Origin of the sequence: Streptomyces sp. NPDC001922, from assembly GCF_042891165.1 — a bacterium.
Classification (GTDB): Bacteria; Actinomycetota; Actinomycetes; order Streptomycetales; family Streptomycetaceae; genus Streptomyces.
Map to the genome: position 1 here is coordinate 437,815 of NZ_JBIASV010000004.1, position 12,560 is coordinate 450,374.

Here is a 12,560-nt window from a genome sequence, read left to right on the forward strand (position 1 = left end):
CGATGCTTTCAGAGTGTGACCCAACGGGGCATAGTGCAACTCATCAGGCAATTCACACCGCCGGTTACCGAGCTGGCGGGTTCGGCCCGGGCCATCGGGCGCTGCGCTCCGGGCCCCTGTGCGCGGGCGCGCGCCCGGAGCGCTGGGCCGGGGCGCCGCCCGGCGCCTCGTGCCTCGTGCCGTAGCCGATGCCCGAGCCCGAAGTTCAGCCACCGGGGACCTCAAGGGGGCCGGATGCGGACCTCACGACAGCGCGGCCGGGCGAGGACCGCGCTGCACTGGGCGGGCTGGCCGGTGCTGGCCGGCGGGGCGGTGCTGTGCGCGGTGGGCTGGTACGGGGTGTCCGGGGAGCGGTTCGCCGAGCGGCAGATTCCGTATCTGGCCTCGTGCACGGTGCCCGGCGCGGCGCTGATCGTGGCAGGCGCGGTCCTGCTGGCCCGGGGCGAACAGGGCCTCGCGGCGGAGCGGGTGGAGGAGCTGTACCGGCTGCTCGTCGCGTCCGAGGAGGCCGGGGGTACGGACACCCGGGGCAAGGACGGGAACGGGACCACGGCCGGCGGCGTCCGGGAGGACGGGCCGGCGGCGTCCGTGCGGGAGGCATCCGGCCCGGCGACAGCGGAGCTGCTCGCGGTGCCGGGCGGCACGCTGGTGCACCGGCCGGACTGTCCACTGGTCGCGGGCAAACCGCAGGCCCTCCCCATCACCGCCACCGCGGCGAGGGAGGACGCCGGGACGACTCCCTGTCCGGTGTGCGAGCCGGAGCTCGCCGTCGGGGGTCCGGGGCCGGAGTCGGCTTCGGCGACGGATGCGGAGGGAAGCCCGGGCGGCACGGAGCCGGAGGGGAGACCGGGGACCGAACCGGGGCCGGCCCCCGGTGAGCCCCGCCGGGGCACCGGCTCCGGTCCGCCGGCCGGCCCGCCGGGAGAGGCCTGACCGTGGGGTCGCTCAGCTACGAGCTCACCCTCGCCGGGATCGCCGTCGGCAGCGCCGCCGCCCTGACCGGCATCGGGCTCATCGTCACCTACCGGGCCACCGGGGTGCTCAACCTCGCGCAGGGCGCGGTCGCCATGGTCACCGCGTACGCGATGCGGCAGTTCGCCGTCGTGTGGCACTGGCCGCTCGCCGTGGCCGCCGCCGTGAGCCTGCTGGTCGTCGCGCCCGTGCTGGGGCTGCTGACCGACCTCGCCGTCTTCCGTCCGCTCGCCCGCTCCCGCGACCTCGGCACCGCCGGCCCCGCCCCGACGCTCGTCGCCTCGCTCGGGGTGTTCGTGCTGCTGGTCGGCGGTGCCACCCTGCTGTGGGGCACGGGTGCCCAGGCGGACGCCCCCGACCTGCTGCCCGCCGACCCGTGGGTACAGCTCGGCACCGCGGTCCTGCTGGCCGCGGCGGTCGGCGCGGTGACCCGCTGGACCCGGTTCGGCAGGGAGCTGCGGGCCGTTGTCGACAACCGGCGGCTCGCGGTCCTCGGCGGCGTCGACGCGGACCGCGTGGCCTCCGCGGGCTGGGCCTTCGGCGCGTTCACCGCGGGGCTGACCGGGGTGCTGCTCGCCCCGTACGTCCGGCTCGACCCGTACGGGCTGCCGCTCCTCGTCATGGAGGTGATGGCGGTGGCCGTCGCCGCGGGGATGCGGAGCCTGCCGGTGGCCGTGGGGGTGGCGCTCGGCATCGGGGTGGCGCAGAGCCAGTTGACCCAGGTGCACCCGGAGGGCTGGACGGCGCCGTTGCTCCAGGCGGTGGGGGCCAATCTGTTCGTCGTCGCGCTGCTGATCGCGGCGCTCGCGGTGCCCGGGATCGGCGGGGCCGTGGGGCAGGGCGGTCCGGAGGACACCGGAGGCGGAGGGCCGTTCCGCCGGGCTCCGGTGGCCCGGCTCACGGGGCGGCACGCCACCACTGCCTGGCTGGTCTGCGGGGTGCTCCTGCTGCTGCCGCTGGGGTTCGCGGGCCGGGACCTGCAGACGGCGATGCAGGTGCCGGGGCTGGCCGTCGTGCTGCTGTCGCTGGTCGTCGTCACCGGGACGGGCGGTCAGATCTCCCTCGGACAGGCCGCCTACGCCGGTCTGGGCGCGCTGTTCACCGCGCTGCTCGCCGCCGGGCGCTTCCCCGGGCTGCCGCTGCTGCCCGAACTGCCCGCCCTGGCGGTGGCCGTCCTCCTGGTGGCCCCGCTCGGACTGCTCACCGGGTGGCCCGCCATCCGCCGACGCGGCCTGGCCCTCGCCCTGGTGACCCTCGCCATCGGCGTGGCGGTCAGCCGCTTCGTCTTCGCGCAGCCGTACGCCACAGCCGGGCTGAGCCTCGGCAGACCGGCCGGCTTCAGCAGCGACCGCGCGTACTACCTGCTGGAACTCGTGCTGCTCGGCGGGGCCCTGGCCGCCGTCGCGGCGCTGCGCCGGGGCCGGGCGGGGCGGGCGCTGGCCGCGATGCGCGACCACGAGCCCGGGGCGGCGGCCGCCGGCGTCCCGGTTCCCGAGCTGAAGCTGGCGGCGTTCGTCGCCGGTGCGGCGCTGGCGGCCCTCGGCGGCGGGATGCTGGGCATGGGGGCGGAGGCGTTCGACCCGGCCTCGTACGACCCGGTGCGCAGCCTGCTCTGGTTCGCGGCCGTGGTGGTGCTCGGCGCGGACAGTCTGCTGGGCGCGATGGCCGCGGCGGTGCTGCTGGTGGGGCTCGACGCCGGAGCGCGGGGCGGGGTCGCGGCCGCGGCCGTCGGGCTGCTCGCGGTCCTGCTGGTCCGCTTCCCGGACGGGCTGCCGGGCGCGGTCCGCTCCACGGCCGCGCGGCTGTTCCACGGCCGGGGCCCGGCGGTGCTGACCCCGCTGGGCGAGCGCGTCGCGGCCCGCCTGCGGGCGGCCGCCCCGGTGCCGGCGACGCCGACAGCGGGGGCCGGCGCCGGCCGCCCGCGGCCCCGCGGTCCCCGCCCGTGGTCCGACGGCTCGCTCCTCCCCCACCGGCCCGGACCGGAGGAACCCGGCCCGCCGCCGGGTCCCGCACCCGGCACCGGATCGGGCACCGGACCGGGCATCACCCCGCGGCGGCCTCGGAGCGGCACCACCGCGGGCCCCCGCCCGGGGCGGCTCACGGCCCGCGGCATCCGCGTGACATATGGCGGATTCACCGCGCTCGACGGCGTCGACCTCACCGTCGCCCCGGGCCGGGTGACGGCGCTCATCGGGCCCAACGGCGCCGGGAAGAGCACCCTGTTCCACTGCCTCTGCGGCACCCTGCGACCCCAGTCGGGGCTGGTGCTGCTCGACGGGCGGGACATCACCCGGCGCCCCGGTCACACCCGCACCCGGCTCGGGGTGGCCCGGACCTTCCAGCAACTCGCCGTCTTCCCCGCCCTCACCGTCCTGGAGAACGTCCGGATCGGCGCGGAGCAGGGCCGGGTGCGCGACCCCGCGGCCGTCGAACCGGCGCTGCGACTGCTCGGCCTGGACGGTCCGGTGCGCGACCGGCCGGCGGCCGGGCTGTCCACCGGCACCCTGCGCCGGGTCGAACTGGCCCGCGCCCTCGCCGGCGGCCCGCGGACCCTGCTCCTCGACGAGCCCGCGGCAGGTCTCGACACCGCCGAAGTCGCCGCGCTGGCCCGGGTGCTGCGGGCGCTGGCCGCCGACGGGACGGCGCTGCTGATCGTCGAGCACGATCTCGACCTGGTGGGGGGTCTCGCCGACACGGTGTACGCCATGGCGGCGGGCCGCATCGTCGCCGCCGGACCGGCGGCCCGGGTCCTCGCGGAGGCCGCACCGTGAACGGAGCAGCCACCAGGAACGGCGCGGCAGCGTGAACGGCGCGGCACCATGAAGGGCTCCGCACCATGACCGAGACCCCACCGCGAACGGACCCGGCGCCCGCGCCCGGACGGCCACGCCCCGACGGCGGGCGCAGCAGGAACGGGGCCGCCCCGTGAGCGTCGACATCGCGCTGTACGGCGCGCGCGTGCGCTACGGCCCGCTGGAGGCCCTGCACGGCGTCGACCTGGCGGTTCCCGCGGCCCGGCTGACCGTGCTCCTCGGCCGCAACGGCGCCGGACGCACCACGGTGCTGCGGGCCCTGGCCGGTACCGTCGCGCTCGCCGCGGGCCGGGTGGAGTGGCGCGGCACCGACGTCACCCGGCTGTCGGCGCACGAACGCGCCCGGCGCGGACTGCTGCTGGTGCCCGACCGGCGCGCCGTGTTCGGCTCCCTCACCGTGGCGGAGAATCTGGCGCTCGTCCTGCCGCCGGGCGCGGACCCGGGCCGCGCCCGGGAGACGTATCCGGCGCTGGCGCCGCTCCTCGGGCGCCGGGCGGGCACCCTGTCCGGCGGTGAGCAGCGGATGCTCGCCGTCGCCCGCGCGCTGCACTCCCCGGCCCGGCTGCTGCTCCTGGACGAGCCCACCCAGGGCATGTCCCCCGCGGCCACGGCCCGGACCTGCGCGCTCCTCGGGGAGGCGACGGCCGCGGGGCGGACCGTCGTGGTGGCCGAACAGTCCCTTCCGCCCGCGCTGCGCGCCGTGACCGGGGTGCTGTACGAGCTGCGCCGCGGCGGGGTGGTCTTCGCGGGCGAGCCCGCGGAGTGGCCGGAAGCGTGGAGCGCCACCGGCCGGCCGTCCGGTCCCTAACCGAGCCCGGCCCGCCGGGAACAGCTCGGCCAGGCACTCCAGCCCCGGTCCCGCACCACGGACTCGGCGACCTTGATCTGCTCGGAGCGGGTGGCGAGGTCGGCGCGCGGGGCGTACGCCCGGCCGCCGTGCGCCTCCCAGGTCTGCCGGCCGAACTGGAGCCCGCCGTAGTAGCCGTTGCCGGTGTTGGCGTCCCAGCGTCCGCTGCTCTCGCACTGCGCCAGCCGGTCCCAGGCCACCGCGGGCGGACCGGTGCGGCTGCGGGGCGGGGCGGACTCGGCCCGGGCGGCCTGCGGCAGCGGCCCCAGGAGCGCGGCGAGCGTGACGACCAGCGGTGCGACACCACGGATGTGCGACATGTCACACGCTACGCACGCCCGGACGCCGGGCCCGTGGAGCCGCGCCGGGCCGGCGGTGCGGGACCGACCCGGTCGGACCATCGGGCGGAGGGGCGATCCGGGGGCGGTCCGCCCTGATTCGCCGTCCCCGCGTGCGTGACCCGGGCGGCAGATCACCCGTTGTCCTCTTATGAGCCGGGAGCTCCTCCCGGCGACCACCACCGAACATCGAGGAGCCCCCCGTGCCGCGCATGCTCGACGTCAGCGATGACGTACGTGCCGAGATCGGCGACGAAGAAGCCGATCGGCTGATCGCGGGCGAGAACGCCCCGGGCAGCTACGACTGCACCTCCTGCCGGACTCCCGGCGACACCGAGCAGGAGCGCACCAGCACGGTGCTGTTCGTCGGTGACGAGACGGCGGTGCTCGCCTTCGCCCACGCCGGCTGCATTCCCTCGCAGGTCGTCCCGGTCTCGGAGGACCAGTTGCAGGGCGCGGTGCGCAGCATCACCGGTGCGGGGGAGCCGGCCGACCACCACGCGCACGGGTACCCGGCGCACGCCGCGCCGTCCCACGCCGCCCAGGCCCCCGCGGCCCATGCGTACCCCCCGCCGTCCCATGCCGCTCCCGCCCACGCCGCTCCGGCCCACGCCGCTCCGGCCCATGCCGCCCCGGCTCCGGCGTACGCCGTTCCGGAGGACCTCCAGGCGGCCCCGCGGCAGGCGGTGATCGGGGTGACCAGCGGACTGATCCTGATCGACGACAGCCTGTACCCGGCGCTGGTGGTGGAGCCGACCACGCCGATCGCCCGCCCCGGCAGCGACGGCCCCGGCGACGACTTCCTGCCGCTCCTCATCGAGCAGGGCTTCATGCCGGTCACGGACGTCGAGCAGATCCCCGAGGTCCTGCCCGGCTGGTCCGTGCTGTTCGCCATGGGGCAGCTGCACGCGATCCTGCAGCCGTCGGCGAACGGCGGACGGCCGACGGCGTGGTGGCAGGCCCACCAGCCGCTGACCGTGACCGACGGCTGGCGGACGGCGGTCAACCGGCTGTCCCGGGTCCTGCTCTTCGCCGCGCCGGTGGGCTCCATCGGCCAGCAGCCCCGCGAGGACCTGATGCGCGACGCCCTGGACCGGGCCGCTGCGGGCGGCGCGCTCGTCTCCGCGGTCATGCCGCTGGCGGGCACATGACCCGGCCCCCCTCGGGCGGTCCGGGGAGTGATGCGGAGTCCGCTCCGCAGGCCGCCGTCCGGCGGACCGGCTGGGGCACCGGCGCGCACTCGGTGCCGCGCACCGGCGGTTTCGCCGCTGCCCCGCATCCGTCCGGCCCCGAGGTCGTTGGCAGCTACGTGCACTCATACGACCCCACCCCACGGCCCCCGTACCAGCACCACATCCCGGGTATGCGTCCGCCGCACGAGACGTCGGCACAGCAGTCGCCGACGCCGATCTACGACGCGCTGTACGCGGAGTACCGCCGGCAGTTCCGCGCGCTGCCCGGTGACCGCACGGGCGAGGAGGACCTGGGGTTCGCGCCGTTCAACACCGGGGGCCGGCGCCCGCCCCAGCACCGTGCGCCCCAGCACCGTGCGCCGGAGCAGCGCGGTTCGTGGGACCGGGTCCGGACCTGGGATCCGCAACGGCAGAACCGCCCGGGGTTCCCCCCTGCGCTGCCGCCGGGGCAGCGCGACAACCGGAGGCACGGGCTGTAGCAGGCCCGGCCCCGGCCGTCGGGCGTCGCGGCCCGGACCGCTCCCCGCGCGGTACCGGCCGTCCCGGCGGCACGGGGTGCGGCCGGCCGCCCAGGACGTGCGCTCCGCGGCCTACTTCTTCCGGCCGCGCTTCTCGCGGACCCGCACCGAGATGTGGATCGGGGTGCCCTCGAAGCCGAACTCCTCGCGCAGCCGCCGCTCGATGAAGCGCCGGTACCCGTGCTCCAGGAAGCCCGAGGCGAAGAGGACGAACCGGGGCGGCTTGGTCCCGGCCTGGGTGCCGAAGAGGATGCGGGGCTGCTTGCCGCCGCGGATCGGGTGCGGGTGGGAGGCGACGATCTCGCCGAGGAAGGCGTTGAGCCGGCCGGTGGGGATCCGGGTCTCCCAGCCGGCCAGGGCGGTCTCGATCGCCGGGACGAGCTTCTCCATGTGCCGCCCGGTGCGCGCCGAGACGTTGACCCGCGGCGCCCACTGGATCTGGACGAACTCGGTCTCGATCTCGCGCTCGAGGTAGTAGCGGCGCTCCTCGTCGAGGGTGTCCCACTTGTTGTACGCGATGACCAGCGCACGGCCCGCCTCGACGGCCATGGTGATGATCCGCTGGTCCTGGACGCTGATGGTCTCGCTCGCGTCGATGAGGACGACCGCGACCTCGGCCTTCTCGACCGCGGCGGCGGTGCGCAGCGAGGCGTAGTAGTCGGCGCCCTCCTGGAGGTGGACGCGGCGGCGGATACCGGCGGTGTCGACGAACTTCCAGGTCACGCCGCCGAGTTCGATCAGCTCGTCGACCGGGTCGCGGGTGGTGCCGGCCAGCTCGTCGACGACCACGCGGTCCTCCCGCGCGACCTTGTTGAGCAGCGAGGACTTGCCGACGTTGGGGCGGCCGATGAGGGCGATCCGGCGGGGGCCGCCGACGCCCGCGCCGAAGGTCTGGGCGGGCGCCTCGGGAAGCGCGTCGAGGGCGGCGTCGAGCATGTCGCCGGTGCCGCGGCCGTGCAGCGCGGAGACCGGGTAGGGCTCGCCGAGTCCGAGGGACCAGAGCATCGCGGCGTCGGCCTCGGCGTTGGGGCCGTCGACCTTGTTGGCGCAGAGCACCACGGGCTTGCCCGCCCGGCGCAGCAGCTTGACGACGGCCTCGTCGGTGTCGGTGGCGCCGACCGTGGAGTCCACCACGAAGACCACCGCGTCGGCGGCCTCGATGGCGAACTCGGCCTGGGCGGCAACGGACGCGTCGATGCCGAGCACGTCCTGCTCCCAGCCGCCGGTGTCGACGACCTTGAAGCGGCGGCCCGCCCACTCGGCCTCGTAGGTGACCCGGTCACGGGTGACGCCGGGGCGGTCCTCGACGACCGCCTCACGGCGGCCGATGATCCGGTTCACCAGGGTCGACTTGCCGACATTGGGGCGGCCGACGACGGCGAGGACGGGCAGCGGGCCGTGGCCCGCGGCGGCGAGTTCGCTCTCGACCTCGTCCGGGTCGAAGCCCTCCTGCGCGGCGAGCTCCATGAACTCCGCGTACTCGGCGTCGCCAAGCTCACCGTGCTCGTCGCCGGCGGGGGTCTGGTCGTTCATGAAGTCTGTTTCCTCGTCGTCCATCGTCCGGGCGGACCGGTCCGGTCCGTCCTCAAGTCTCGTCTAACGCCCGGTGGAAAGCCTGGCGTTTTTCAGGTGGGCGGTCAGCCGCTCCTGAATGCGCACGGTCGCCTCGTCGAGGGCCTTGCGCGTCCGCCTGCCGGTGCCGTCCCCGGCCTGGAACGCGTCACCGAAGACCACGTCCACCCGGCTGCGCAGCGGCGGCAGCCCCGGTATGAGCCGGCCGCGCCGGTCGGTGCTGCCGAGCACGGCCACCGGCACGATCGGTGCGCCGGAGCGCACCGCGAAGTAGGCGAGCCCGGCGCGCAGCGACGCGAAGTCGCCCTCGCCCCGGGTGCCCTCCGGGAAGATGCCCAGCACGCCGCCCCGCTCCAGCACACCCAGCGCGTGGGTGATGGCGGTGCGGTCGGCGGTCGTCCGGTCCACCTCGATCTGCCCGATGCCGCGCAGGAACGGATCGAGCGGGCCGGTGAACGCCTCCTTCTTGATCAGGAAGTGCACCGGCCGGGGCGCGGTGCCCATCAGCATCGGGCCGTCGATGTTGTGGGCGTGGTTGACCGCGAGGATCACCGGGCCCGTGGCGGGGACCCGCCAGGCACCGAGTACCCGCGGCTTCCACAGCCCGTACATCAGGCCGATGCCGATGCGGCGGCCGACCGCCGCGCCCCCGTGACCGGGGGCCCCCGCCCCGGCGGACGGGGAAACGGTGTCCTTGCGGGTCACGCGGTCCGCTTCTCCTCGACGAGCGTCACGACGCACTCGATGACCTGCTCGAGCGTGAGCTCGGTGGTGTCGACCTCGACCGCGTCGTCCGCCTTGGCCAGCGGCGAGGTCTTCCGGCCGGAGTCGGCCGCGTCCCGCTTGACCAGGGCCTCACGGGTGCTCGCCAGGTCGGTGGCGTCCTTGCCCTTGAGCTCGCCGCTGCGGCGGGCGGCACGGGCCTCGGGCGAGGCGGTGAGGAAGATCTTGAGGTCGGCGTCGGGGAGGACGGTGGTGCCGATGTCCCGGCCCTCGACGACGATGCCCCGCTCCGCGGCGGCCGCGGTGCTCCGCTGCAGCTCGGTGAGGCGGGCGCGGACCTCGGGCACCGCGCTGACGGCGCTGACCGCCCCGGTGACCTCCTGGGTGCGGATCGGGCCGGCGGCGTCCGCGCCGTCCACCGCGATGGTGGGGGCGGCCGGGTCGGTACCGGAGACGATCACGGGCTTCTCGGAGGCGGTCGCGACGGCGGCGGCGTCATGAATGTCGACGCCGTTGCTCAGCATCCACCAGGTGATCGCCCGGTACTGGGCGCCGGTGTCGAGGTAGCTCAGGCCGAGCTTGGCCGCGACGGCCTTCGACGTGCTCGACTTGCCCGTGCCGGAGGGGCCGTCGATGGCGACAATCACTGTTGCCGGTGCGGTCCGGGCGGCGGTTTCCACGGTGACGAACACCTTCCTCGTGCACGGGGCTGGATCAGCTGGGGAGCACCTGCCGGCGGTCGCCGGGGGCAGGTGGCCTTCGGACAAGGTTACTGGCTGGCGGCAGCGGCCCGTACCCGGCGTGGTACCGGCGGCCGGGAGCCCGCGGGCCCGCCGGCGAGCGCCGGGCCCGTTCACGGCGGGCCCGGCGGCGGAGCCTACTGCCGGAGCGACCACCCCTGCTCGCGCAGGGTGGCGGTGAGCGCCGGCACCGCGGAGGGCTCGACCATCAGCTGGATCAGACCGGCCTGCTGGCCGGTGGCGTGCTCGATCCGGACGTCCTCGATGTTGACCCCGGCCCGGCCGGCGTCGGCGAAGATCCGGGCCAGCTCGCCCGGCTGGTCGCCGATGAGCACGGTGACGACCTCGTACACGGCCGGGGCGGCGCCGTGCTTGCCCGGCACCCGCTCGCGGCCGGCGTTGCCGCGGCGCAGCACGTCCTCGATGCCGGCGGCGCCCTCGCGCCGCTTGCTCTCGTCGGCCGCCTGGAGGGCGCGCAGCGCCTGCACCGTCTCGTCCAGGTCCGCGGCGACCGCGGCGAGCACGTCGGCGACCGGTCCGGGGTTGGCGGACAGGATGTCGATCCACATCGCCGGGTCGGAGGCCGCGATCCGGGTCACGTCCCGGATGCCCTGGCCACACAGCCGCACCGCGGTCTCGTCGGCGCCCTGGAGGCGGGCGGCGACCATGCTGGAGAGCAGCTGCGGGGTATGGGAGACGAGGGCGACGGCGCGGTCGTGCGCGTCGGCGTCCATGACCACGGGGACGGCCCGGCAGAGGGCGACCAGCTCCAGGGCGAGGTTGAGCACCTCGGTGTCGGTGTCCCGGGTGGGCGTGAGCACCCAGGGCCGGCCCTCGAAGAGGTCGGCGGTGGCGGCGAGCGGCCCGGAGCGCTCCCGGCCGGCCATGGGGTGGGTGCCCAGGTACAGGCGCAGGTCGCCGCCGAGGGACTCCAGCTCGCGGCGCGGCCCGCCCTTGACGCTGGCGACGTCCAGGTAGCCCCGGGCGACCCCGCGGCGCTGCGCGTCGGCGATGGTCGCGGCGATGTGCGCCGGGGGCACGGCGACGATCGCCAGGTCGACGGGGCCGTCGGGCTCCGTGTCGGTGCCGGCGCCGAGCGCGGCGGCGGTACGGGCCTGGGACGGGTCGTGGTCCACGAGGTGGACGTGGACGCCACGGCCGGACAGGGCCAGGGCGGCGGAGGTGCCGATCAGGCCGGTGCCGATGACGACGGCGGTTCTCACTGGGCGATGTCCTTGCGGAGGGCGGCTGCGGCGCCGAGGTAGACGTGGGAGATCTGCGCTTTGGCGAGGCCGGTCTCGACGTGCGCCAGGAGGCGGACGACCCGGGGCATGGCGCCCTCGACGTCCAGTTCCCGGGCGCAGATCAGCGGCACGTCGACGATACCGATCCCGCGGGCGGCGGCGGCCGGGAAGTCGCTGTGCAGGTCGGGGGTGGCGGTGAACCAGATGCTGATCAGGTCCTCGGAGGTCAGGCCGTTGCGCTCCAGGACGGCCGTGAGGAGCTCACCGACCTGTTCGTGCATGTGGGCGGACTCGTCCCGCTCCAGCTGGACCGCCCCCCGGACCGCTCGTACCGCCACGTCCCCTGCTCCTCCGCGCTCGCGCCTGCCGGTTGCTCGGATCACCAGCCTAGTGCCGCGGCGGTGACCGCCCCCCGAGACGCCGGGCCGGTCTCCCGCTCCGAGGCTCGGCCCGATGGACATTCCGGGCAGGCGAGAGCGGGAGACGGCATCCGGTCGGGTAGAACGTTGCGCATGATCTTCCATGTGGTGCCGCTGGACGACTGGCTCGCCGTGCCGGACCGCCCGTACGCCCCTCCGACGCTCGGCGAGGAGGGGTTCATCCACTGCTCCCCCGACGAGGCCACCTCGCTCGCCGTCGCGGACGCCTTCTTCCGGGAGGCCGTCGGCCCGCTGATGGTGCTGCTGATCGACGAGCAGCTGCTGGACGCCCCGGTCCGCTGGGAGCCCGCCACCTTCCCGCCGCCGCCGGGCAGCGGGCCGGGCGTGCTCTTCCCGCACGTGTACGGCCACATCAACCGGACCGCGGTGGCCGGGATGCTGGAGGTCCGGCGGGACGCGGAGGGCCGGGCGACCGGCCTCGCCCTCTGGTCATGACCATGCCCTGACACAATGGGCGGATGCCGCACTCCTCCCCGGCCCCGGAGGTCCTGGTCCGCGACCACACCGTCTACTCCTGTGTGATGGGGTCGCGCGCCTTCGGGCTCGCCACCGAGGGGAGCGACACCGACCGGCGCGGGGTGTTCGTCGCGCCGACGCCCCACTTCTGGGGGTTCGAGAAGCCTCCGGAGCACGTGGACGGTCCGGCGGAGGAGCAGTTCTCCTGGGAGCTGGAGCGGTTCTGCACGCTGGCCCTGCGGGCGAACCCGGGGATCCTGGAGTGCCTGCACTCGCCCCTCGTCGAGCACATCGACGCCACCGGGCGCGAGCTCGTCGCCCTGCGCGGGGCCCTTCTCTCGGCCCAGGTCCACCGGACGTTCGTCCGCTACGCCGACGGCCAGCGCCGGAAGCTGGAGGCGGACCTCCGGCGGCACGGGGCGCCCCGCTGGAAGCACGCCATGCATCTGCTGCGGCTGCTGGCGAGCTGCCGCGATCTGCTCACCACGGGGGAACTGGTCCTGGACGTCGGCGACGAACGGGAGCGGCTGCTGGCGGTCAAGCGCGGCGAGGTGCCCTGGCCGGAGGTCGAGCGGCGGATGCGGCGGCTGGGCGAGGAGGCCGACGCCGCGGCGGCCCGGACCCCGCTGCCGCCCGAGCCCGACCGTGGCCGGGTGGAGGACTTCCTGATCCGGGTGCGCCGCGCTTCGGCCGGCGCCGCCCTT

The 12,560-nt window shown here is 75.8% G+C and carries 11 protein-coding genes and 2 pseudogenes; 7 read left to right on the forward strand and 6 right to left on the reverse strand.

What is annotated here, in order from left to right; genetic code table 11:
• Positions 1–234 precede the first annotated feature (234 nt).
• From ACFYYR_RS09705 to ACFYYR_RS09715, 3 genes and pseudogenes are all read left to right on the forward strand, one after another.
• Positions 235–786: pseudogene (locus ACFYYR_RS09705) on the forward strand (hypothetical protein); the annotation flags it as partial.
• A gap of 149 nt (positions 787–935) precedes the next feature.
• Positions 936–3,743 carry an ATP-binding cassette domain-containing protein gene (locus tag ACFYYR_RS09710; RefSeq protein WP_388849148.1) on the forward strand — a complete coding sequence of 936 codons (2,808 nt, stop codon included), beginning with the start codon at positions 936–938 and terminating at the stop codon, positions 3,741–3,743.
• A 154-nt stretch (positions 3,744–3,897) separates the two neighbouring features.
• Positions 3,898–4,593, forward strand: a complete 696-nt coding sequence (locus ACFYYR_RS09715; protein ID WP_388849151.1) for an ABC transporter ATP-binding protein — start codon at positions 3,898–3,900, stop codon at positions 4,591–4,593.
• On the opposite strand, the gene ACFYYR_RS09720 is transcribed toward ACFYYR_RS09715, so the two are convergent.
• Entirely contained in the window at positions 4,590–4,952 is a 363-nt protein-coding gene (locus ACFYYR_RS09720; RefSeq protein ID WP_388849154.1) for a transglycosylase family protein, read from the reverse strand. The genes ACFYYR_RS09715 and ACFYYR_RS09720 overlap by 4 nt on opposite strands.
• Positions 4,953–5,173: 221 nt before the next feature.
• Between ACFYYR_RS09720 and ACFYYR_RS09725 the strand changes: the two genes are divergently transcribed.
• Both ACFYYR_RS09725 and ACFYYR_RS09730 read left to right on the forward strand, forming a co-directional pair.
• Positions 5,174–6,121, forward strand: a complete 948-nt coding sequence (locus tag ACFYYR_RS09725) for a hypothetical protein (protein ID WP_388849157.1) — start codon at positions 5,174–5,176, stop codon at positions 6,119–6,121.
• Complete coding sequence (locus tag ACFYYR_RS09730) at positions 6,118–6,642, forward strand: hypothetical protein (RefSeq protein ID WP_388849160.1); 525 nt, start codon at positions 6,118–6,120, stop codon at positions 6,640–6,642. The genes ACFYYR_RS09725 and ACFYYR_RS09730 overlap by 4 nt, the downstream gene beginning before the upstream one ends.
• A 111-nt stretch (positions 6,643–6,753) precedes the next feature.
• On the opposite strand, the gene der is transcribed toward ACFYYR_RS09730, so the two are convergent.
• The 5 genes from der to aroH all read right to left on the reverse strand — a co-directional run bounded on the left by der (position 6,754) and on the right by aroH (position 11,298).
• Complete coding sequence (gene der, locus ACFYYR_RS09735; RefSeq protein WP_388849163.1) at positions 6,754–8,214, reverse strand: ribosome biogenesis GTPase Der; 1,461 nt, start codon at positions 8,212–8,214, stop codon at positions 6,754–6,756.
• Positions 8,215–8,277: 63 nt separating this feature from the next.
• Positions 8,278–8,994, reverse strand: a complete 717-nt coding sequence (locus tag ACFYYR_RS09740) for a lysophospholipid acyltransferase family protein (protein WP_388849166.1) — start codon at positions 8,992–8,994, stop codon at positions 8,278–8,280.
• Positions 8,955–9,656, reverse strand: a complete 702-nt coding sequence (cmk, locus tag ACFYYR_RS09745; RefSeq protein WP_388849169.1) for a (d)CMP kinase — start codon at positions 9,654–9,656, stop codon at positions 8,955–8,957. The genes ACFYYR_RS09740 and cmk overlap by 40 nt, the downstream gene beginning before the upstream one ends.
• Positions 9,657–9,853: 197 nt before the next feature.
• Positions 9,854–10,939 (reverse strand): prephenate dehydrogenase, encoded by a 1,086-nt coding sequence (locus ACFYYR_RS09750; protein WP_388849172.1) that lies wholly within the window; start codon positions 10,937–10,939, stop codon positions 9,854–9,856.
• Complete coding sequence (aroH, locus tag ACFYYR_RS09755) at positions 10,936–11,298, reverse strand: chorismate mutase (protein WP_351507422.1); 363 nt, start codon at positions 11,296–11,298, stop codon at positions 10,936–10,938. Before aroH ends, ACFYYR_RS09750 begins: the two co-directional genes overlap by 4 nt.
• Before the next feature lie 174 nt (positions 11,299–11,472).
• Between aroH and ACFYYR_RS09760 the strand changes: the two genes are divergently transcribed.
• Positions 11,473–11,835, forward strand: coding sequence for a DUF952 domain-containing protein (locus ACFYYR_RS09760; RefSeq protein WP_388849175.1), 363 nt, complete (start codon positions 11,473–11,475; stop codon positions 11,833–11,835).
• A gap of 23 nt (positions 11,836–11,858) precedes the next feature.
• Positions 11,859–12,557 (forward strand): annotated as a pseudogene (locus tag ACFYYR_RS09765) (DNA polymerase beta superfamily protein); the annotation flags it as partial.
• Positions 12,558–12,560: the final 3 nt, after the last annotated feature.